This window comes from Sphingobacterium sp. ML3W (assembly GCF_000747525.1).
Lineage (GTDB): Bacteria > Bacteroidota > Bacteroidia > Sphingobacteriales > Sphingobacteriaceae > Sphingobacterium.
This window is the reverse complement of sequence record NZ_CP009278.1, coordinates 3,006,119-3,028,983: the sequence shown is the minus strand read 5'-3', so window position 1 is coordinate 3,028,983 and position 22,865 is coordinate 3,006,119. Positions and strand designations below refer to the sequence as shown.

The 22,865-nt window shown below is 32.6% G+C and carries 17 protein-coding genes; 11 read left to right on the top strand and 6 right to left on the bottom strand.

Going from position 1 to position 22,865, the window contains the following annotated elements; genetic code table 11:
* Positions 1 to 11: 11 nt before the first annotated feature.
* Positions 12 to 4,154 (bottom strand): hypothetical protein, encoded by a 4,143-nt coding sequence (locus tag KO02_RS12945; RefSeq protein ID WP_038698920.1) that lies wholly within the window; start codon positions 4,152 to 4,154, stop codon positions 12 to 14.
* Positions 4,155 to 5,240: 1,086 nt separating this feature from the next.
* Between KO02_RS12945 and KO02_RS12940 the strand changes: the two genes are divergently transcribed.
* The 8 genes from KO02_RS12940 (at position 5,241) to KO02_RS12905 (ending at position 13,942) form a co-directional block, all read left to right on the top strand.
* A complete protein-coding gene (locus tag KO02_RS12940; protein ID WP_038698918.1) occupies positions 5,241 to 6,485 on the top strand; it encodes a GTPase-associated system all-helical protein GASH in 1,245 nt (414 codons plus the stop codon).
* 123 nt (positions 6,486 to 6,608) lie between these two features.
* Entirely contained in the window at positions 6,609 to 7,448 is an 840-nt protein-coding gene (locus tag KO02_RS12935) for a TRAFAC clade GTPase domain-containing protein (protein ID WP_200878549.1), read from the top strand.
* Complete coding sequence (locus KO02_RS12930; RefSeq protein ID WP_038698914.1) at positions 7,449 to 8,285, top strand: hypothetical protein; 837 nt, start codon at positions 7,449 to 7,451, stop codon at positions 8,283 to 8,285.
* Positions 8,282 to 10,834 (top strand): effector-associated domain EAD1-containing protein, encoded by a 2,553-nt coding sequence (locus KO02_RS12925; protein WP_038698912.1) that lies wholly within the window; start codon positions 8,282 to 8,284, stop codon positions 10,832 to 10,834. The genes KO02_RS12930 and KO02_RS12925 overlap by 4 nt, the downstream gene beginning before the upstream one ends.
* 2 nt (positions 10,835 to 10,836) lie before the next feature.
* Positions 10,837 to 11,076 carry a hypothetical protein gene (locus KO02_RS12920; RefSeq protein ID WP_038698910.1) on the top strand — a complete coding sequence of 80 codons (240 nt, stop codon included), beginning with the start codon at positions 10,837 to 10,839 and terminating at the stop codon, positions 11,074 to 11,076.
* Positions 11,077 to 11,181: 105 nt separating this feature from the next.
* Positions 11,182 to 11,979 (top strand): hypothetical protein, encoded by a 798-nt coding sequence (locus KO02_RS12915; RefSeq protein ID WP_038698908.1) that lies wholly within the window; start codon positions 11,182 to 11,184, stop codon positions 11,977 to 11,979.
* Complete coding sequence (locus KO02_RS12910; RefSeq protein ID WP_038698906.1) at positions 11,980 to 13,011, top strand: trypsin-like peptidase domain-containing protein; 1,032 nt, start codon at positions 11,980 to 11,982, stop codon at positions 13,009 to 13,011.
* A gap of 4 nt (positions 13,012 to 13,015) precedes the next feature.
* Positions 13,016 to 13,942 carry a DNA/RNA non-specific endonuclease gene (locus tag KO02_RS12905; RefSeq protein WP_038698903.1) on the top strand — a complete coding sequence of 309 codons (927 nt, stop codon included), beginning with the start codon at positions 13,016 to 13,018 and terminating at the stop codon, positions 13,940 to 13,942.
* A gap of 981 nt (positions 13,943 to 14,923) precedes the next feature.
* Here the strand turns inward: KO02_RS12905 and KO02_RS12895 are convergent.
* Positions 14,924 to 15,469: a hypothetical protein gene (locus tag KO02_RS12895; protein WP_038698899.1), complete on the bottom strand. Its 546-nt coding sequence runs from the start codon at positions 15,467 to 15,469 to the stop codon at positions 14,924 to 14,926.
* 156 nt (positions 15,470 to 15,625) lie between these two features.
* Here KO02_RS12895 and KO02_RS12890 point away from each other — a divergent pair, with 156 nt between their 5' ends.
* On the top strand, positions 15,626 to 18,490 hold the full coding sequence (locus KO02_RS12890; protein WP_038698897.1) for a type IIL restriction-modification enzyme MmeI: 2,865 nt from the start codon (positions 15,626 to 15,628) through the stop codon (positions 18,488 to 18,490).
* A gap of 134 nt (positions 18,491 to 18,624) precedes the next feature.
* The gene (locus tag KO02_RS12885; RefSeq protein WP_051959919.1) at positions 18,625 to 19,116 is read left to right on the top strand and encodes a helix-turn-helix domain-containing protein; all 492 of its coding nucleotides are present in this window, start codon (positions 18,625 to 18,627) and stop codon (positions 19,114 to 19,116) included.
* A 205-nt stretch (positions 19,117 to 19,321) separates the two neighbouring features.
* On the opposite strand, the gene KO02_RS22830 is transcribed toward KO02_RS12885, so the two are convergent.
* From KO02_RS22830 to KO02_RS12865, 4 genes are all read right to left on the bottom strand, one after another.
* The gene (locus KO02_RS22830; protein WP_051959918.1) at positions 19,322 to 20,155 is read right to left on the bottom strand and encodes a hypothetical protein; all 834 of its coding nucleotides are present in this window, start codon (positions 20,153 to 20,155) and stop codon (positions 19,322 to 19,324) included.
* Between the two features lie 99 nt (positions 20,156 to 20,254).
* Positions 20,255 to 20,656, bottom strand: coding sequence for a hypothetical protein (locus tag KO02_RS12875; protein WP_038698895.1), 402 nt, complete (start codon positions 20,654 to 20,656; stop codon positions 20,255 to 20,257).
* Positions 20,657 to 20,721: 65 nt separating this feature from the next.
* Positions 20,722 to 21,693 carry a hypothetical protein gene (locus tag KO02_RS12870; RefSeq protein ID WP_038698893.1) on the bottom strand — a complete coding sequence of 324 codons (972 nt, stop codon included), beginning with the start codon at positions 21,691 to 21,693 and terminating at the stop codon, positions 20,722 to 20,724.
* Between the two features lie 5 nt (positions 21,694 to 21,698).
* Complete coding sequence (locus tag KO02_RS12865) at positions 21,699 to 22,061, bottom strand: hypothetical protein (protein WP_038698891.1); 363 nt, start codon at positions 22,059 to 22,061, stop codon at positions 21,699 to 21,701.
* A 119-nt stretch (positions 22,062 to 22,180) separates the two neighbouring features.
* Here KO02_RS12865 and KO02_RS22825 point away from each other — a divergent pair, with 119 nt between their 5' ends.
* On the top strand, positions 22,181 to 22,642 hold the full coding sequence (locus KO02_RS22825; RefSeq protein ID WP_051959917.1) for a hypothetical protein: 462 nt from the start codon (positions 22,181 to 22,183) through the stop codon (positions 22,640 to 22,642).
* Positions 22,643 to 22,865: the final 223 nt, after the last annotated feature.

Genomic DNA, 22,865 nt, shown 5'->3' with positions numbered 1-22,865 from the left:
GTAACATCGTATTACCAGAATGGAGCGATCACGGAGCTATATCCCTGTTGGATTAAGTCTTGCCCTATGGACCTGATGTCTTGAGAAAGGAAATCTTCATGAAGATTTCCAGAGCTGCAAATAAATAATATAGCAATTGTTCCATTTCCAAAGATATTTGTTTGATAATGGAAGGAATTATCGTCGGCTTGAAAATATTTGAATCCATCAAGGTCTGTGGTTCCATGAGCCAAGAACACATTTATATCTCCTGTAGGCATTTTCTCAATTATTTTATTAAAAATGATATTGGCTCCTTGTTGCTTTAACAAAGGTTCCATTTCATTAAATCCAAAGTTAATAGTTGCATCCCCTCCTTCAATTGGAAGCCATGCATTTATTTTATCGAGAGATAATTCAATTTTTTGATGATTGGAAATAAAATGCTCTAAGTTTAAAATATTGCAGATTGGAATTTTGCTAGAGATTAGCTTACCATTGTTGATTAGTAAATTATCGGGATAAGATGACATATCAATACTTTTCAGAATTAGAATTTCAGAGAATGATTGATCAATCAACAGATCAAAATTGGATAGGTCAGCTATCAGCTTATGACTAAAATTTTCTTGCTCCATAAAGTCATAATAGCGGTTTTTTTGACTATTGAAATAGAACTTTGGTAGAGTTGATCTTATCCAATGGTTCATCGCTACAGGATTCCAATTTGTTAGTTGTTTCACATCTAGTAATCCGTTAATACTAATTACGACTCGATACACATTTCCGTTGAGTTCCAATAACCATACAAATATCTGACGATCTGAAAGATCTAATCCATTAATAATGTATGCAGAATAGTTTTCTAGGTTTTCAACTATCCTAGTTTTCGTGCCAAATAATTTGACTTTGGATTCATTGTACATATTGACAAATGAAAGACGTTGGTCATTATAAACAAAAGAGGTCAAAAGCAACAGATTATCATCTTTCTTGTCAATTGCAGTTAGGAATGTGTTATCAGCGATAGGCTTGAAGTTACCTATATCATATTTGTAGTCATCAAAGCATTCGTCATCGAAAACTTTTTCTAAAGATTGTATAAATTGCTTTTTTAAATCAGTAGAAATCCCCTCTACTTGGTATTTAAGGTTTTTGATTATTTCATTATCCTCGATTTTCTTCTCTAGCATTTCAATAAACAGAGGAATTTGATTGTTCAATGTTATTCCCGCTATATTACAAAGTCTTGTTATATTTAGGCAAAGGCCTAGCCATGGTGTGATTCCCATGTCACCAAATGTTACAATATCCCTAATATTCTTTTTAATGTACTTAACAACTGCAATTTGTAAACCTTCATCTTCTTTGAGACCTAAAGATAATCTTGTATTAAAATATGCAATGCTAAATTTTTGATCATCATAGGTATTTAACTTTAGCGTTTTTGAAAATTTCCAAGTCATTTTTACAAATTCCGTATAACTAAATTCACGGAAAAAACGCATCAAATTAAAAAGTATATCAACATAGAGTGCTTTTTCCATCTTAGAACATGAATCAGCCGCAGAAATCAAAATACCACCATATACAGAAGAGTAAAGAATGTTTTTTTGCTTGATAAAACATTTGAATAAAATATTTAGCCCATGTATATGTCGTTTTTCTTGGGCTGCAAAGGCCCAAATTTCTTGAGATATTTCTCTAGCGATTTGATAATGATGATTTAAATTCAGGTTTTCGACAAAATTACCAACAACAAGAAAAAATCTATTGTACTCAGGATCATCTTTAATCAATGCAGATAAAAGGATGATTTGCATATAAAATGATCTACTCTGATCGAGATCAAAATTTCTGTATGCCAATCCTGCAAAAGTATCTGTAAGGAATGTGAATAGCTGTTTGCGTTCATTTTCACTTAATTCTTGGTGTAACTTAAATGTACTAAGCTGAATATTTACAGATTTATTATCTGGAAGGCATTTATTTAATAGAATATCAATATTTTTGATTTCATACGGTGTGTGCACGAATTCTTCATCTGGAGCAATGGGAATACTTTTCATCCTGCTCACCATTATTACAAGATACGAAACTAAATGTGTTGTACTAATCCTTTTAGAAATTTTGATGGAAGATATCAATTCCTCTACGACAGAGAGGTTACCACGTTGAGTATCTGCTATCTTTGCAAACAGCTTTGAAATAAGACTATTTATCATGCGGTCTGCACGTGTATTTTCCTCGTTTAAAAAGTATTGAGATTTCAGCATACCATCTAGATCATTAAGATCTAGTATTTCCTCTTCCTCTTCAGTAATCAGTTGTGAAACAGTTTGGATGACGGAAAATTCAAATCCCTTCGGAAATATAGATATGTATTTTGCCTTCATTTTCGATGTTAGCACACGAATTGGTATAGGCGAATCAATAAATCCTGGCAGACCTAATTCGAACTCATTTTCATCTAGGTAATATGGTAGATCAAATAGATCTTTAATTGTGCTCTTTTGTTCATGATTAATCAATTTTACTCTCTGATATTTGCCTACAATTAGGTAATTTTTAAATAAAATGATATCCAGTAAAGGAATACCTCCTACTTTTAAGCCCGAGTAGTGGAGATCCGAGGTTATGCAAACTTTGAGTATTCTTTTTCTATTGGTATTTAATTCATCAGAAAAATCCGAGAAAAGTTGAGCCCGCCCCTTATATATCTCATCATATTTTTTAAGTAGAGTTCTTTCTTCTGCCTGATTTATCGTGTATTCTGGACAGATAAAATCTAATATTATAAAAAAGTCCCTTGTCTCAATAGCAAGAAGTTCGTGGTAGGCTAGTGATTCTATGACCTGCCATTGAAGCTTAATATTTTTAGGAGGTTTGTTGGATTTCAATTCTTTTTTGACAAAATCTCGAAACAATATTTTTTTATCGATTTCTTTTATTTCTGAAGTCTCAAGCCATCGTTCAACAAATGGATGTGGTTTTGGGGCATTCAGAGCTGGAAAAAATAATATAAAGTAATGATCGTCTTCCATTAGAGGATATCGATATAAATCATTGCCGTGATGTTCTTTACTAATTAACGAGCTTAAAAAAAGAATCACAATATCTTTTCCTATGTCGGCCGTCTCAGCCAAATACTGGTAAAGTAATTCCTTTTTAATCCTAAATGGAGGATTAACTAGGGTTAAGTTTTGTTTTTCACTATCTGTACAGAAGAATTGAACAATTTCCGAAAGCTTATTTAGTAATTTTAATAAATCAATGAGCATTACATCCTTGAAAGCATTCAATCTTATATCCATTAGATATGGATAGAATATCTGCATTTGGCAAACAAGTTGTGCATCTGCCATTATCTCAACATTTTTTTCTCGAAGTATCAAAGAAAATTTTTCGTCCTCTATCTCAGTATGATCAATAATTTTTACCTTAACTTTTTGCTTGCTTTTTATGCGCGTTAGAGGAAAGTATAGTTCATTGAAGCGTCCTGTTGTTCGTATTTCATTAGCTGCAGTTATCCAACTTAAACCATCAGGATCCGGTCCTAGCTTGATGCTTCCATCTTCTTCTTGGCTAACTTCAACCTCACTATGAACAATGGAATGAAATACAATTCTTGCATTAAAAACTATGTTTATGTAAAGTACTAATCGTTGAATAACTTGTTCTCTGGAAAGGTCATTATCTGAATCTTTTCCTTCTGGATCGACTTCTAGCCATTCAAATGTATTCTGATAATTAAAGAGCATACTGTAGAGATCTATAAGGATTTCGGACGAATCTACTGCATTTTCAGATTGACCAAAACCATTTTGTACCTCTATTTCTCTTAATCTTTCAAAATCTAATACTCCACTAGAATTTCCATAGACTTCCTGCATCCTCTGATGTAATAATACGATATGTCTGTTACCCAGTATCATCAAATCATTAAAAATTTCTTGTGGAGAATAATTGCAAGAACTCATTAATGCATTTGTTTCGAAGTAGCTTTTTAGAAAAAGCTCATTTAACGTTCCAATAATTTCTAGAAGAGCAAAATCATTTTTATCCCAGTCATTAGAGCTTTTAATCTTTTCTGTGTCAAAATCGAATGAAAATGGATTATTAAATGGACTGTCAGATAATAACGTTGTTTTTAATTTTGGAGTAATGATAATCATGTTATTGAAGCTTAATCCTTATAGTACCTAATTTAAAACGAATTTTGTTTTATACAATATGGGAACCCGTAATGTACATAAATTCATCAATAAAACTGAATTAGCTATGACTACAGCCGATTCCAAAAAACTTAGAACTAATATACACCGAATGGTGGAAGTTTATCGTATTATTAAAACTACACAGTAGTTTTTCCACATCGGTTTTGTTGCTGTTTAGACAATAATAGTAGTGGCGATCGATCACCGTTAGGTTATTTACAGCGGATATAATTGACCTAGAAACTGCAAGGATTTTCTTCGCTACTATATAGTATTTGCTAATACTTGAAAAGTAACCTAGACGAGGAGGTTTTGATTACAATATGTAGAGATAGCTGTTATGAATATTCGTGAAAAATGGGCGGGGATTGCTCTATTAGTTCGGCTTCGCAATCTATAAGTATTTGACGAAACCTTCTTTAACTACTCTTTTGCTAATGGCCTCACCCTTTATTTGTCCTTTGTTCGGGAAAGCTTCGGGGAATAGATACCATTTTCCTACATAATAAGGATAGGCAGGGTATAGGGACGGTATAATTTTGTGAAAGCAGGGGCGAAGCAGACCCGAATAAAGCTTTAATAATTGTCGAATGGATCTCCTTTTCCACTTTCATTATGGTTTCCCGTATAATAAGCATAATATGAGTACTTATCATTACGCGATATTGCTGCTGTTGTTTTGAGCTCTAGTTTTACTTGATAAAGTAATGCGGTTTCTGGGGTGATGCATCAACAATATTATAAATAGACTTTAAATACATAGTAATAGGTGAGTAGTGATTTTTTAATTTAGATGTTACTGGGGAACAATGTAATATTGAAAAAAAATAATGGAAAGATTACGTGTTTCAGTAATTGAACTTCATTTTTTTTACTTAATTTAGCAATTAACTATTTTATTGATAAAACCTGCATACTAATATATCAACAATAATGTTGTAGTTATTCTTTTATTTTTTTTCTAAATATTTACGTTTAACAAGAATATTCCATTTGCACAATTAATAAAATTTTAATAAGATAAATGATAAATAATTATACCATATGCTACAAAGCTACTTAAATGCAACCTTACTTCCGGTGACCGATGAGGGTGATTTTAGAAAACTAAAGAAATCGGCTGATGATTTAGCAAAAAGATTATTAAAAAATAAACACAAAATATTATCTTTTACATTAACTGCTTTAAATTCTGATGTTTCCGTTGAGGATCCAGATGTGATAGAAGTGAATGAAATCATTATTAAGAACTGGACTACTTTCAGCACTAATTCTAAAAGTACGCCACTAACATTTATTAGAGCAGTTATTTTTGAGACATTAAATAATATCAGTGAAGATATTAATATTGCACTGATAATTTGGTTATCAAGTCGGAATATCTATAGATATACAAAGTTTACAGGAAATGAAAAAATCATTGTTGAAAAGTTTCTTTCCAAATTAGCTTCTAACATTAATAGTGAAGCAAATCTTGTATGGGGACTAAATTCTTTGGATATTCGTGACTCTGTTGAAATAACTCTTCAAACAGTTCCTGCGTATTTGTTGAATAAAGTAGAGTTTCAAAAACTTTTAGAAGATGCTTCAGGACCTACCAATTCTGAGGATAAATCTAATTATGATTCTCCAAACACTAGCTTTCCCGACGAAGGTGCCGCATGGTCCTATGAATTTGCTCCAAGAGCAGCTGCTGGAATAAAAAAAATCGTTGATAGATCTTTAGAAGTAATAGTAAAAAATATTAATGAAAATAATATAGTTGTTCAGAATGCTCTAAAGGGAGGAGCTACAAAATTTCAGAATGATTTAGTACTTCAAAATAGATCATTAAATCTTAGATCAGAACTTTTATGGTGGAAAGAAGCAGGGTATTCTGTAGCTATGGATGCAGGATATCATGAAGTTAATTCTTCAGTTATAGATATAGTTATGGCTTTTGATTATTCGAATTTCATTCCAATCATTTATCCAAAAAGTGTTGATTATTTTTTCAGATCAACTGTGAAAGGAATTGTTTCTGATGGAGAAGATTTGGTTGATTTAAAGCAGTTTTTCAAAGGACTAATTGACAATAGTACGTATCTGAAATCTCTTTTTCCTGAGATGAGTGCTGAAAGTAAGATACCTCTGCTAAATTTTATCGTGGGGATGATATATAATAAATACGATGTTGAAGAACTTGAAAGTAGAGTTGGAATAAATACTGATATAGATATTCGTCGAGTCGACTTAGCGCTTTGGTTATTCCATGATTTACAATTACAAAAAACCTTAAGTAGAAAATAAATGGCTTATAAATGCTCCAATCCCGAATGCGCAGCACCTATAAGTTGCCATGAAGGACACGAAAATGTTACAGATTGCACTTTTTATAGTAAAGCAAAGGAGGAGAAAAAGAACAATAAGGTATTGCAGAAGTTATCTTTAAAATCGAGCCTTCCTTGGACAGGAGAAGCTTTAGCTATTGAAGAGTTAGGTAAAGTAACATATCGGAATTCTCCAGTATTAATAGGTGTTGTAGGTAAAGCTGATGCTGGTAAAACAACATATCTGGCAATGCTTTTTACTTTACTTCTTCGTGGAGGAATGTTTAAAGATTTTAGTTTCGCAGGTACTAAGACGATACAAGCCTGGGATAAATTGTACAAAACCTTACAGGTTCAGCAGGCAGGAGGCGTTGTATTCCCAGATCCTACCCCGTCCCAATATATTAGATTTTTACACTTGGCTCTTCGGAACCGGGCAAATAGGTTGAATGATATTCTATTATCTGATATTGCAGGTGAGGCTTTTTCATTATGGGCTACTAATAGAAATGATGTCAATGCGGAAAATGCTAGATGGATTTATCAAAATGCTAGTGCTTTTATTCTTTTTATTGACTGCGAGGACTTGATTAAACGAAAGTCATTGGCTAAGAATGATATTTTAGATATGGCTCAAATGCTACGCCACGATCTTAGAAGCAGGCCAGTTATTACTGTTTGGTCTAAAAGTGATAAGAAGCATGATGTACATCCAAAAATTTTAGAAAAGTTAAAGGATGAATTGTCGGAATTTTTTCCAGTTTTTGCAGAAATAGACATAAGTAATTTTTCATATGATGATCCGGATATTTTGGTTCATAAGAATAATATATCCGTTTTAGATTTTCTTCTCTCAAAGATTTTTGTACCTGTTGGATCTGATATTATCATTGAAGACGATAACAAGGATAAAGATATTTTTTTAAAATTTAAAAATTTATAGATGGCTACATCGATATTACTTATTGGGAAGCCCCATTCATCAAAAACTGTTTTTCTGTCACAGTTTTATTCTAAACTGCAGAAAAATAAAAGTAAACTGAAGCTCTATAAGCCCGTGGAGGACTTATCACCTATTTCAGGTGCTAGAGAAGCACTAGCTCTTGGTGAAGAGCCTCAAACCACGCCAACAGAGAAAAGTATAAAATTTTATCTTCCAATACAAACTGAAAAAGATAAAGTTGATTTACTGTGCCCAGAGTATGGTGGTGAACAAATATTAAATATAGTTGAAAACAGAACTTTGGACAAGCAGTGGGTTAAATCTGTTTCTGAAAGTAATAGCTGGATTCTTTTTATTAGATTGAATAATCTTGATAAGCCTCTTGATATAAGTGATGTGACTTTCTCTGAAGAGCGTAGAGTAGATAAAGGGATGGTAGAAAATGATTCAGAATATAAAATTTCTGATCAGAGTTTTTTTATTGAACTGCTGCAAATTCTGTTACATTATAAAAACACAAATTATCATTTATTAAATCATGAGGTAAAACTTACGGTCGTATTGACGTGTTGGGACGAAATGAAAGAAGTCGAAAATAAATTACCAATTGAGGTTTTACAATCTAAATTACCATTATTTTTGAGTTTTGTGAAATCAAATTGGGCAAGTGAATATCTAAATATAATCGGGCTTTCTGCCCAAGAATTTGCCTTAGATAGCGAAGAAAATCAGGAGAAGTATCAAATTGAAGGTCCAGAGGAGTTTGGTTATCTAATCTTATCAAATGGTGAAAGAATTGGAGATATAACGGAATTAATAGATCAAGCACTATTGTGAGAGTCGAAGTTCATCAATCAATTTGTGGAGAGGTAAATCGGGCGTGGGGATTGTTAAAGACTACTTTGCCTGATGCCAAGGTTGCTAAAAATATTGCATTTAGAGCTGATCTTCAAGATCAGACCAGTGGTGTTATGTGGTCTCCAGCTATAAGAGGCTTTGCGGAAGGTAGCAATTTCGTCATTATGAAGACGTTTGAAGATACTTCAGAAGAAGTTAGGAGAGGAAGGAAATTTAGTCACGTTTTAATTGTTTCCTTAAAAGAAATTGTTGAAATTTCAGACCTAGAACCAATTTTTGGATTGTTATATAGTGAAATCGATAAATTTAGTCCTTTAAATCCTATTTATTTAGATATTCTTTGTACTGAAAATAAAAGTAAATCCATTGTAATTGAAGAAAATGGAAGGATTGCCAAACTATTAAATGGGTATATTAATATACAAAAATACAGAAATAATATTGTATGGATTGGTCAGGACGATTTTAAAACTGCAATAAATGAGTTGTGGAGAAGATTAACAAATATTGAGAAACAGAATTTTCAATTTGGAGTTGTATTTAACAGTGACTTAAACCAACGAGAGGGGATAAATCTTTTCGCTGCACCAGATAGTGTATACAGTAAATTTATTAAATCCAATTTTTTCATCGTTGGAAAAAAGGATTCACACACTCCAACTGATCTTCTTGAAAAATTTATTGTCGGAGATATGGCTATTATAAAGAGAGTTCGGGATTTCGAAAACTCTATAGGGGCGGCTGAATTTTCACGTGAGGATATAAAAATGATTTCTGTGGGAATTGAAACCTTTGAACAGGTTGATTCAGTTTCTGATCTTAAGAAATTAAATACTCTAAGTCATATTGTAGCTAAGTATTCACCATCGAATAAAAAAGGCTCTCAATTTAAGAAGCGACTTTTAGATAGGATTATCGAATCAACAAAAGATGTGGGACTTGGGGAACTCAATGTACTGAGAAATTTTAAAATAAATAGCTTTGAAAAATCAGAAGAGCTCTTATCCGAAAGTCTAAGAAACAGGATGAAAAAAGATATTTTTTCAAATAACGCAACATTAGATATATTGATTTTTTTTTTCACGTCTAAAAGAAATGAGAATTTAATTTGGTGGGATTTAGTAATAGATCAAGAACTACGGTCTTATCTTGAAAACTTTACTTTGTTGAAAGTGAGTGTCGTGTTCAATTGGATTGTGAAATTTCCAATGGTAATTAAGTACATTGATTATGAACTTGATAAATCTGAGAATGCTCAAAGATTGTTTATTAAGAAAGTCACAAAATCTTTAAAATCTGAAGCATTAGAATCGCTGTTGTACTTGTCAAAGTTAAACAATTGGCTTAAGCTTTATGCAATATTACTTTCATTGAAATATAGTATAAAAGACGCATTGTCTCTTTTATTGGAAATCGATAAAGACCATAGCCATTATGCAGCTATTGAAATTATTTTTAAGAAGACAAAGGATCATGATGTAATATCTATTGCTTTAGAAAATGGGGATCCTAGATTAATTATTATTTCAAGTAGACTTTGTCATATTAATCCATCATTATTAAATGATATTGATGTTGCAAATGAAAGATGGCAAAATATCTGGGATGGAGCTATCAATATGGGAAATCAAGTTGAAACAGGCTTTGATAATCCTGAACAAACTATTAATAAGGTCTATGATGTTATAATAAATGGCGGTAAAATAATTGAAAGTCTTTTAAATAAAATTTCTTCTTCAAGATTTGCGAACATACTTTATTACGAAAATAGGAGTAGTTTATGGAGTTGTTTGCCTGATGAAATAATGGATAAATTTTTGATGAAAACGTCCAGTGAACTATTGGAGAAATTAAGCAAAAACTCTACGACTCCAATTCCTGACGATCGCGTACTTTTACAACATATTAGTAATACAGGTATTACTGACTTTTTGTATTATAACAGAAGTAATATCAGCTCTGTTGTGCCGCTTTTCGAAAGATTTCCTAAACTTTCCGATAATTATCTTAAAGATTATCTAATGAACTATTCTGGTAAATTGAACCAAGTCGAGTCTATCAGTCTTGGTAGGATGGTATTAAAGAAACGTTTTACTAATTCTGCATATTACATCAATTTGAGAGCTGATAAAAGTAATAATTGGAAATATGCCTTGATGGAATGTCACCAACTCCTTGATTTCAAGACAAAGGCGGGGATTGCATTTTCTAACATTTTTTCAAAAGATAAAAAGGTTAATATAGCCTCTGATGAGTGGTGGAATGCACTGGAGGATATTGTTACTGAAATTTACTCTAACGGAGTCAGCTTAACAACAGTGTGGACAAAGGCTGGAGGAAAAGAAGCTGACTTGATTATGAATATAACTCCTGCAGATCTATGGAGTCACCTTCTCAAGAAGTTACGTAGAGATCAATATAAATCTATTAAAACGTACAAGCTTTTGGAGACAATAAGAAAAGACTATGGAGATAATGGGAAATTTAAAACCATATATAAACTCAGAAAGAATTATATAAAAACTTAACCATGACCCTACAAAGCCTTCTTAAAGGTACTAAAATTATAGAAACGCTAGAAAATTATGCAATCGCTGAGACTATAGAGTCAACTTTTATAGATACAAGTGAAGAGAGATCCTATATGTATTTTGATGAAAGTGATTTTTGGAATGATGTATTAGGTGATAGAGATAAATATTGGAATAGTAAAGTAGACTTATACAATTTTGTTGTATCAGATTGGGTTGCTCGTGTTCCTGGACTTTAGTGGTCAAATTCATCTAAGCTAATTCGACAGCATACAGCTGCTGATGTAGCTATTAAAAGCGATGAATGGGTCGAGTTTAATCCTCCTGGTAAAAGTAAAAAAGTATTGGGAGGAATTGGAACACTGCTATTACCACCCCTCGCGGATGGAAAAGTTCTTCTTTCTGTGAGTGCTAAATGCAACGCATCAACCGGTATTCCCGTTTTATGTTATCCTGAAGTTTATGAAGCTTTAAAAGTAAAGCAGGGTGATTGTGTGGTAATTCGTGGCGCTACATGGCAGCCTATGGATGTGCAATGGGCATCTAAATTTCACTCTACAGATATTCCCAGAGGATATTTGGTGATTGATTCATTGGAAAAGATATCAATCGCACAGCAAAACTTTCCAATTGTTTATCATCCTTTTTCATTAATGGAATATGAAAGGAATGGAGGTCTTTTTTATGATTTTGTATATGTTTCAGCCGATAGTAAAGTAAAAGACGTTGACAAAAAGTTAAAGACGTACTTTGATGATTATGCCCAGAAAGATGCAAGATTTGGGGAATATTTAATTAACCCAAATGTGGTTTCGCCAATATTTGATTCCAGATTTTTGTCACCTTCGGAGCTTACTACGCAAACAGAAAAAGCAAAGCTTAGCTTACTTCATGAACGTGTGAAAGGGCTGTATCTTGGTGGTCATGCTTTAGAAGAACTGATATCGAAAATTCCTAATTTTTATGATTCTGCCGCTTCTATAAAGACTTTGGCTTCTAATATTGGAATAAACAAATCAAAACTCGAGGAAAGTTCAGCAGTGAATATGGCTTCGCAACTTATTGATTTGTGCTTAAAATATAACAAACAAGAGGAACTAGTAGATAGATTATCTGTAGAATATAATGAAATATTTAATTAAATGGCGTGGACAAAGAAACTGACACAATTAAATGATGTATTAAGTGATTTGATTCCCCAAAAAAATGGAATTACTAAATTTATATTGGCAGCAGGCTTAAAGCCTCAATTTATTGATGATAGTGGTAATGCAATTGATGTTTGGAATAGAGTTTTGCTTGAAGCAGACAAAAGAGATAAAGTTTCTGACTTAATTAATTCATTATTAGATAGTTATCCTGAAAATCCTTTTCTGAAGGCTGCATTGTCCTCAAAAGAAATAGATTACTCTTTAAGCCCAGATATTGATAAAATTTCACAGTGGAATGCAGTTTCTGCAGATACATTAGAAGTTTTGACAATGGGGCAAAATACTTTGCTTCCTATTAATTTTCTCGCAAAAGGTATTCTTAAAAGTAAAGCCGTTGCAAAGGTTGAAATGAAGACAGGAACGAATAGATATAGTGTTGGTACTGGGTTTCTATTTAAAATTAATGGTATTGATGATTTATTTTTTATGACAAATTTTCACGTCATAAATAGGAGAGAAGATATCAAAAAGACAAAGATAATTTTCGATTACGAACTTGATATGGAAGGTAATAGTTTGCCTTCTAAAAGTTTTTCTATTGAAGATGGAGCAGTTTGGTACTGTTCTGCAGTAAATCAATTGGATACGACTGTTTTAAGATTAAAGGATGATAATGACGAGCTTAAAACCTACGGATACTTAGAGCTGAACGAAATTAAAATTGCTGATAGCGAATTTGTTAATATTATTCAGCATCCTGGAGGTGAGATGAAGCAGATTTCTTTATATCATAATATTATTACCTACAGAGACGAAAGGAAGATTCAATATTTAACAGACACTTTGAAAGGCTCTTCTGGTTCGCCTGTTTTTAATTCTGATTGGGAAGTTGTTGCTCTTCATCATAGCGGCAGTGAGAAAAAAAGGGATGAGGCTGAGCTTCCTTCTGGAGTAAGATCTAGAAATGAGGGAATATTAATCAATAAAATAATTGAATTTGTAAGAGATAGCCATAAAAACTAAAAATATGAATAGTATAAATCTTTTTAAAGGATATGATTCTGCTTTTATTACAGGAAAAATAGTGGAATTGCCAATATTAAATGAGGAACAGTTTAAAGATCTTACTGTTGATTCAGAAGGTAATAACATAATAAACTATATAAATTATAGCTTACAATTTTCAACATTCTACAAATTTCCTTATTACACTGCTACAAATATCGATGGGCTTCAATTTAAGAAAGTCCCAAGAAAGGATAATTGGAGGAAGGATCCGCGAATTCCAAAAGAATTGCAGTTTGGGAAAGAGTTTTATACTTTACCTAAGAGTAATTTTGACAGAGGGCATATGGCCAAGAGGGAGGACGTTCAATGGGGGAATACAATTGCAATAGCTCTTAATGCAGCAGATTCTACATTCTACTATACAAATGCAGTTCCACAACATAAAGATTTAAATCGAGACATATGGAGGAGTTTGGAAGATTATATCCTACATACTGAAACAAAGAAAAAAGAGCTTAAGATTAATGTTTATACAGGTCCTATTTTATCGTCGCAGAATCCTTATTTTGTGACACCATTAGATGAGGTGCAAGTACAAATACCTGTACTTTTTTGGAAAGTCGTTATTTTTGAAAAGGATGACGGAAATCTTTATAGAGCTGGTTTTATGATGGGGCAGAGTAAATTACTTATTGAAGACGATATTATTGAAATTTTAGAGTCTGACAATGATTTGTTTAATGAATTCGCTGATGCGGAGACTTATCAGGTTAATGTAGAATTAATTGAAGAACTTAGTGGCATAGATATGCCTTTGGCAATCGATTCATATACTGATTCTAGAAATATTAAACTCGTTTTACAAGAAATAGATATTGATCCTGATCTTGAATCATTTTCGGATGAAAATGAATTGGGTTTCATAATTGAGAATTTAAAATTGTAACATATCACAATGTAAAAATTATTTCTTGAACAATAAATTTAGGATGTTATCTAAAATGATTCAGAGCTATTTAGGGCAACGAGAATACCTTTTTTAAAATTGTTGTATAAAAGTTTAAGTCCAGAATATTTTAAAATCGGTAGGCACAGTTTGATTTGAATAATATCTTAGATTATGGTTTTTAAAAGTGAGAAAGACATGCAAATTTGGTTGAGTAATCTTTTTGCAAAAGGGTGCTGCCTAGCTGATATTGTAATAAATTATGAGGATTTTATTGAAAATATTGTTCATGAAAACTATCCAGATTCTTCACATCAGAAAATAATACATAGTTTTAAACATTGTCTAAATTCGTTTGAAAACCATGAAGTTATAGTGGAGGATGTAAATATTTCCTTAGATACAGGAGATATTTTATGACCCGATTTTTTGCTTTACTCGCCAAAAGTTGAAAGCATCCTGATTGTTGAGCTTAAAAATATAAAGGGGCCGACAAGACAAGCAGCAACTGAAATTGGAGCCTTTTCCGCTGAAATCCGTAGTTATCTCCCTTTTCTACCAGATAGTGATTTAATGAATGTGATTATTTCTAGCGAATGACCTACTTTACTTAGTCATTTTATTAATAATGAGATAGTTTGGTTGAATATGTCTCGTCCTGAAAAAACTTTACAGATGGTCTAATACGGGCAATGCATAACAGTTTTATGAGAGTTATATTTATAAAATCAAGAGTTTTCTTGCATCTTTTTATATTTTTTCTGCAGTTTTTCCATCGCTTAATTAATGGCTTTTTTGAAGTATGTGTTACTGCAGGAGTATGGTAATCGCAACTCATATGCGGTCTAAGATAATTATAGGACCTTATACTTTTTGTGACCTTCACTAAGGTATAAGTTGTTGTTTCTTATAAATTTATGCTAGTTTTAAAATCGGATTAAAACCTCATTGTCCGCCTTTCTAATACTGTTACTATATGTACTATCTCTTGGGTTTTTGCACTTTTCCATGTTTGATTATAATCTGATTCTCATCAAGCGATGTCTTGTACCTAATTTCATCCTCATATTCAATTTTTTCTCCATTCCATTCATTATAGTCCTCGATTTTAACTGTATATTTTTCAATCACAAAAGTTTTATAAGATCTGAATTCTCCTTGCTCTTTAAATTCAATATCTAACTTTATGCGACTTAATAGATTTTCAGGATGAAATTCAATAGTATCAACTTCCTGTTGGATTTCCGTTAAATTGCTGACATTTCTGATTAGCTGAGTGACAGCGCTATCGATTCTATAACTATAGGGACGCTGCCAATGGTTTTTTTTATCAAATTCCCAATCTTCGGACTCAATCCACTCATTTAGTAATTCTCTAGGAATTTTATATTTATTACAGATTACACCTCTATTTCTAGCTTCATAAACGAAATCGGAATGACAGATTTGCTTCAGTCCATCTAAATCCCAGGCAATTCCATTTACGACGATTGTATTCGTTTTAGGGTCATATTGTATTTTGCTCATATCTTGGCCGATTTAAATTACTGGTATTTAAAAAATCATTCTACTGTTTGGTCGCATTGTAAATTTACAAAAACTTCCTGACGATAGATAACCATTAATAGTTTATTGGTACATCTAACTAAAATTGGCTATTTTTATGAACATACTTTTTTCTTGATGAACAGACCGATATTTTCTAAACAATTTTTAGCGCAATATCTAAAAGATTTTAGGTTAGCGACACAGACGGATATCTTTCGTAAAAAAGATATTATTGATACTTGGATAAAAATGTTGGAATCACATCGTCTAGACCGTTCAAAGGAGGAGGAAACAAAATCAAGGTTTATCTTAGAGATTTTTGGGGATGTGCTTGGATTTAATTACAAAAATCCAAGCAATTGGTTGATTCGAGAAGAACTGAAAACAAGTGTGGACGCAACTAAACCCGATGCCGCTCTTGGTAGATTCAAAATCAATGAAACAGGAATTGAGAATGATGTCCATGTCGTCATAGAGATCAAAGATTCTAAAACTTCTGTCGATAAGCCACAAAATAGGGCCGCCTTCAAAATCTCTCCGGTAGATCAAGCCTTTCTATACGCCTCCAAAGTAGGAGGTAACTGCAAATGGGTCGTTGTTTCAAACTTCACTGAAATCAGATTTTATCATCAATCCAGCCAAGGTGAATATCAATCCTATCAACTAGACGATTTACGTCATGATGATGTTTTACGAGAATTCCTATTTCTCTTCCACAAGGACCGGCTAACAAATACTGTAAAATCTGCCACAGATAAACTATATGAACTCCGAGAAAAAAAAATGGAGAGCGTGCAATCTGAGAAGCATATCATAGACCAAATGTACGAAGCTATTTATAAGTTCGAGGGGTTGGATTTTGTGGATCCCAATTTTCTTTGCAATGTATACCCGTTCAATACCTCGGAGGATTATGTGTGGCACTACAACAAAGGTCGTCTACTTGCGTTAAATCCTGATATCACAGATTTTCTGAAAGAAATAACCACATCAGGAGAAGGGGTGTTGATCAGTGAAGAATTGACGAGGATAATCGAGAAAAAGAAAATCGTAGAAGCGCGACAAAAAATTGAATACATATTTGAAAAACTCCATCAATTCAGGGTCGAAAAAATATGCGCTCCATTAGATATAAAAGCTTTACGCCAGAAGGAATTTAAATCCTTAGGTTACAGCCTACGTCATTTTGAATATATCAGTGAAGACGAATTGGTTATCGTGCCGACAGGCTTCGGTCCTGAATTAAGATGTGAATGTATCAACTGTTCCTTCCGTAAATTGGACTTCGATAAGTACATCACCAAATTAAAACAAGATGAGCAGAGTCAAACGGCAGAAACACTTGACCTAGCATATGGTCATTATCTAATTTCGACCGATAACTTTAAAAAGTCTTACTTTCTTTATAAAAACGTAGATATTAACACCAAGGGTAGAGAGGATAAAAAGATTCAATACTTTCTATCGAAAATAAATCAGCTCTATCTCTTAAACTTAGTATCTATAGGAATTGAAGGACCTCAAGAAAAAGAGATTCTCCGCGATATAAAAAGTATTGATCTAGATAGAAGTATCCATGATGAGCTGGAAATATATGTGGATGTTGATGTTCGAAAATATCTTATCGAAATCAAAGAAAATAAACTATTTAGGCAAACACAGGATTATATTATCGAAGAGTTGGATAAATTGGAAAAATCCAACGGGGCATCTTATGATATTCAAGAGATTCATCGCAAGTATCTTATTCTTCATGCCCATATCCATAGTAATAAAATTATTTATGATGCTTTTTCCGATTATCAGAAACTATCAGGAAAAGTATTTAAAGCAATTGTGCTTGCGTATTCAGCTAAAAAGCCGCTTATCAGCTATATTCCAGAATTCTATTTCATAGAAGCAATGCTGTATATAACCACGGTAGATCTGAATTCAATCCTTCAACCTCTAGGTGAACTTAACCTCTCAGATGATACCAAGACAAATCTTGTAGAAAAAGCGAAGAATCTTTTGACTTCCTATGCAAGGGAAGGGCATTGGGGACTTAGTGTCAAGGAGCCATTGGTGCCAACCCAATTGGAAAACTTTTGGTTTCAAAGCAGATTTCTCCAGATTTTTTCCAATCTTTTTACAATTCTTTGTAAAACGGAGCTATCCGTAGTATTAGTAGAAACATTATCTAAACCCATCTTCACTTTTTTAAAAGTTGAAGACTTCCTCGGCTGGGATAATCTCAAAACATTGGGGAAATTCATTCAAAAATATGGTCACATTTTTAAACCTCAGCAACTGCATGATTTGCTGGGCCATGCTATTGGCGGTACTAAATATGGTTATCATAAATATGATGAACTCATAAAATCACTATGCCTTGCATACCGGGAGAACTATACTGACCAACCGATTACGGATAGAAGTTTAGTTCCTAAAGCCCTCGCCAATTCCATGAATCCACAAGGGGAATCTGATCCACGTCGATTTATATACCTGTGCCCCATTATCGAAGAGCAGAGCAGACATAAGCTATTACAGGAGATGGACGTTTATCTAAAGAGGTATTTCGATCAGTTTGTTTTTTTTGCTATGCTCAGACTCGAAATCGTATCCCTTCACGATGATAAATATCTCGAAATGTATATTGATTCAGCAGCTAAAATAGTGGGTACTGGATTCATTGGCATTATTGATGGAGTAGCAGAATACAACAATGTCACTATGATTAATTTTATTGAACAGATTTATAAAAACAATATTAAGCTCAATAAAGAACAGTTAAAAAAGTTTACTAACCAGGCACCTTTTGAATTATGGGCATTGAATGCTCTAGAATTCGATTACGAAATCTTTGAAACCGATTGGTTAATTGCCGTAAACAGAGATTATATTTTGGAGGAATTGGTAGTAATCCCAGCGATCCAGCAAGCTTTAGAACAACGATTGTCTAGGGACTTTAATGCTACTCTTGCTCAGATTTATTTCAAGTATTTCGTTAGACAATAGAAATACTTTTCGCAAAATTTCATCTATCAAGCAGAAAAGTAACATATGTATAGTGCTTAAATATAGCGTATTATATGAATTAAATAACAAAGAGTTCGAGAGGCTTTCAAAATCAAACCGAATAAACTGGCCCATTGACCTCCCTTATAGACACCGTTTTAAAAATACACAGATCAGAACCAAAAGACATCAAAAAACTCCTAAGTCTAAATGAAGATTATGCAGTTGGATTCAGGCTGTATCTTGTATACCTTATTTCATTGGGACACTCCAGTCGAGAACTCGCAAAATTCCATGACATAAGCTTTAAGGAGATAACAAACTGGGTACATCGTTTCGAAGAGGAAGGGATTAGTGGCTTGAAAAGCAGAAAAGGACGAGGAAGACGTAGTGCTCTATCTAGTGATCAGCTTCACCGAGTTAGAACTTTAATCCTGGAAGAAAAACCTGAACAATACGGTTTTACAAACAAAAGATGGACGGGTCCAATACTGGCTAAATGGATTAAAGACGAATATGGTGTGGAGTATCAAAAGGCACAGTTATATAGAATACTGGCTAATATAGGAATCACTTTTAAAGGTCAACTGAGCTTGATTGAGAATGATGAAAGTAGTTATATATGAAATTTTCATCAAAATTGACGAAGAACCAGTATGTTTAAGTATATCCATTTACTCCTTAAGGTAATTATTTTACCCCTACGCGGATATTGTGCTATTTGTCGAAATAAAATTACCCATAAATGTTTTAGAATCTTATAAAAGTACTTAAAAAGGAGTCCAGTCTTCAAATTGACCAGACTCTTTTTTATATAAGAACCTTTTATTATTAAATTTTAATAAATCCCTCGCTGGTTAGCATAAAGGAACTAAGATGAGGTTTCCGTGTGTCATCAGTATAATAAACATCGAATATTCCATCTAAAAGTTCTTGCGGGAAAGTTGGCGATAATAGATCATCAGCTTCATTATGTTTTCCTTCAAACCTTTTTGTGAAGTTGGATTCTAATTCTAAGCTTCCTAGTGCTTGTAAATTATTTTTTGCGGGCAGTTTTTCAAATGTTAAATCAGTATTGCGAGGAATAATTTTTAAATTATAAGCATGAAAGCCGGAATTATTATATATTACAATCGAATAAAACCATTTTAATTGCCAGTGTATAATTACAGGTCCTCCCGCTTGAATAGGTTTATCACCGTAAATATCATGATTTTTAATGCTGTAACCACGGTTAATGCGAGAGTTTCCTAACCAAATTAAATCAAGGTCAATATGTGCTAATTTCTCAATATCCTTTGTACTTGTAATAATTCCTTTTAACTGTTTATCTGTTCGTTTTTCAGCTTCGTTTTTCCAGCCTTCTAATAGTGTGGCACTATAAGCATCGGGATCTTTGTCTATGATTGTAGAGCAGTTTACACAGAGCCAAATTCCGTTCTTTGCAGATTTTCTTTCTTTCTCATCTAATGTGGCATTATATCTTGGACCTCCTGCTGCAGCTGCACTAATGTGTGCAGCTACGCCAACTATTGTAGCTTTTTCAGCATCAGTATGTGGACCGCTTGTGGTCTTACTACAAGCGGGATTTGAGCATATAAGCCCAACCCGTTTTCCAAGGATTTCAATTGTTTTGGCCGTGAAATTATGTCTATTATTTGCCATTGTTAATATTTCTGTAAGAACAATAATATTTTTTAAGGTTTATCGCTAGCTCTTCTCGTTGACTGAAGGAGACTTTTAGTCCATAAAACTTTTTTATTGTCAAGTTTTTTTCTCTAACATTGCATTTCCTCCCTTTACAAATGCAATTGTATTATCACTAAATTCAATAGAGTTTGCATTTTTGTATATATCATGTTTATGATGTTCTAATGAAACATACTTAATTTCTGAAACGTCTTTGTGATAGTTTTGATAATTATTGTCAGTTTGAATTGTAACATCGAAATGAATATTATCCAAGCAATTCCAAGCATGACATAAAACCGTACCGTTACTATTTTTATCATAAATGATTATTGCTCCTTCTACGATATCGATGTTTAAATTTTTGTTGTTTTCCGCAACAAAATAGGAATTTAATAAGCATTTATTCTTCGTTATTTTAAGAGCGGCTATGCTTACATTGTCAGGTTTTTCACTGATTTCAATTTTTTTACACATAAGTTATTAGAAAGGTGTTTTACAACTATATCTTTTTTGTTGTGGAGCTTTTTTAAAATTTTTCTCTAACTTGACATTTTAGCATGCATGTAATTTACAATTGTAAAACTCCCTTCTTTGTCGGGATAAACTAGATCACTACAACGGTCAGCAACATAGTCCGTATAGCTGTTATTTATCGCAATATATCTATACATAATTACTTTCTCTAATGATAGAAACTTATTAACTGCATCTGGAGTTAGAACAATATTAAGGCCCTTTTTCTCACTTACCGCACTTGGATAAATTAGACCAAATTTTGGGTACTGTATTGAATTATAATAATTTCGAATAGCATGAAATAGTGCCGTTGTTGCAAAATAATGATATTCACTATTTGACTTTGTGCCACTAAGTCCTGAAAAATAATATAAGAAACTTCTTATAAAATTTGTAGTTTCAACAGAAAAGCATGACTCAATACCAGCAAAGTATTTTGCAATACCCAAAGCTAACGAAGGATTTTCTTTTAGATGTTCTTCATCAAAGCATAAATTTACAATAGGAAGATTTTCATTTATAGTCCAACCTCCAATGGTTATGTCTTGATAACTTGTTATTTTTGCTTTTGCAGTTAACTCTTTACAGCATTCGAGAGCACAAGTTAGAACATAATCAACATTTTTTAATTCTGTTGGTAAAGAGGCATAAAAAAGTGATTCAGCTTTTAAGTTGAAACGGCCAAATTCAATTTTTTCAGGACATTCAGTGTTGAAAGAGATTTGTTTTTTATTATTAAAAATTTCTCCATTATAATTTGCTCTGCCTCTTACTACGTAAGGAACATCAATTATTGTTGCCATTAGTGGTATATAACTAACTATTTCGATAAAGTTTTGGTAAAATATGTTCAAAGTTGCATCTTTACTTAAATTAGCAAAATCACTATCTGAATAACTAATAATTTTTTCAAAACATTTCCGTAATCGAGGTATACTGGCATTTACCTTTCCTATAAGTTCAGTGTTCTGTATTAACTCTTGAATATTATTCATCGGTATTACAGCTTTGTGTAAGCTTCTGATACTACTATTTGATGATTATCATCAAGATAAATGTCAAAAAATGAACGGGTTTCTATTTTAATTTCAAATGGATCATTCCTGTCTGCATTTATTTTTGTAAGAATTGGATGTAATTCATCATTTATATACTTTAGTTCGGAAACCCTATCATCATAAACTGCCTCTGCAGACTGAATTTCAGATTTATAACGTAATACTGTTAGGTTGCCTAGTGTCGTTTTATCCTTTTCTAACTCTATTAACCTATTTTTCATGTCGAAATCAATGATGCGACGTTGTTCGATAAGTTCTTCTTTGGTTTCTCTGTAATAATTAGCTAATTTTTCTTCTTTGTTCATTTTTTATGGTTAATTGGTGTTTATGAAAGTACATAAAATTTAATTTAATGCAAAATAAGATTCTGAATAATATATCGTTTTTATAAATGGTCCTATTTTGCGTCCTTAGAGGAGATGTTATGATGAATGAGACTAAAATGCAAAATTACCATATAACTGAACAAACAATAGTGCATCGTGTTCGAGATATTCTTAGCCGAGAAGAGGTGAGAAGTATGCATTTTGCTTTTAACTCATTTCCAGCTGGTGCATGTGAAGATGCTTCTATTTTACTTGGAATTATATTGGAAAAATATAGTTTTGGAGATTATCAGGTATGCTATGGTAAAAAAGGAGATACTACCCATGCCTGGCTTTCTTCAGCAGGCAGATTTATTGATATAACTATTGATCAATTTACTGAAGCAAAGAAAATCAATGAATGTATTTTTATGGTTGAACCAGAAACACAAATGCATTATGGATATGTAATAATGTATAGGGAAACTTTGGATGAGGCTAAAGCAGGTATCAACTATCTTGAATTTTTTAAGATTTTAAAATATGTGGAGGTTAGTTTAGATGAGGAGTTGAATAGCTAATTAAGCTAGAAATACAGGAAATTGTTTTCTAAAAAAAGATCCATTTTAGAGTAATAGAATAAAATTGCGCAAATGACTTTTAGTTTTTTTTAACTTACTGGACAAGGAGGGAAGGAGAGTTATATCATGCAGGTTGTTTTTTCAATGTTATAAGGTTATCTTCCAAAAAAATGAAGGTTCCAAACATATGGAACCTTATTCTATTAACCACACTTTAAAAAAA

Bases quoted from the DNA above. Each gene is read 5' to 3' on its own strand.
- KO02_RS12945 (WP_038698920.1), bottom strand. From the start codon at position 4,154: ATGATTATCATTACTCCAAAATTAAAAACAACGTTATTATCTGACAGT.
- KO02_RS12940 (WP_038698918.1), top strand. From the start codon at position 5,241: ATGCTACAAAGCTACTTAAATGCAACCTTACTTCCGGTGACCGATGAG.
- KO02_RS12930 (WP_038698914.1), top strand. From the start codon at position 7,449: ATGGCTACATCGATATTACTTATTGGGAAGCCCCATTCATCAAAAACT.
- KO02_RS12920 (WP_038698910.1), top strand. From the start codon at position 10,837: ATGACCCTACAAAGCCTTCTTAAAGGTACTAAAATTATAGAAACGCTA.
- KO02_RS12910 (WP_038698906.1), top strand. From the start codon at position 11,980: ATGGCGTGGACAAAGAAACTGACACAATTAAATGATGTATTAAGTGAT.
- KO02_RS12905 (WP_038698903.1), top strand. From the start codon at position 13,016: ATGAATAGTATAAATCTTTTTAAAGGATATGATTCTGCTTTTATTACA.
- KO02_RS12895 (WP_038698899.1), bottom strand. From the start codon at position 15,469: ATGAGCAAAATACAATATGACCCTAAAACGAATACAATCGTCGTAAAT.
- KO02_RS12890 (WP_038698897.1), top strand. From the start codon at position 15,626: ATGAACAGACCGATATTTTCTAAACAATTTTTAGCGCAATATCTAAAA.
- KO02_RS22830 (WP_051959918.1), bottom strand. From the start codon at position 20,155: ATGGCAAATAATAGACATAATTTCACGGCCAAAACAATTGAAATCCTT.
- KO02_RS12875 (WP_038698895.1), bottom strand. From the start codon at position 20,656: ATGTGTAAAAAAATTGAAATCAGTGAAAAACCTGACAATGTAAGCATA.
- KO02_RS12870 (WP_038698893.1), bottom strand. From the start codon at position 21,693: ATGAATAATATTCAAGAGTTAATACAGAACACTGAACTTATAGGAAAG.
- KO02_RS12865 (WP_038698891.1), bottom strand. From the start codon at position 22,061: ATGAACAAAGAAGAAAAATTAGCTAATTATTACAGAGAAACCAAAGAA.
- KO02_RS22825 (WP_051959917.1), top strand. From the start codon at position 22,181: ATGATGAATGAGACTAAAATGCAAAATTACCATATAACTGAACAAACA.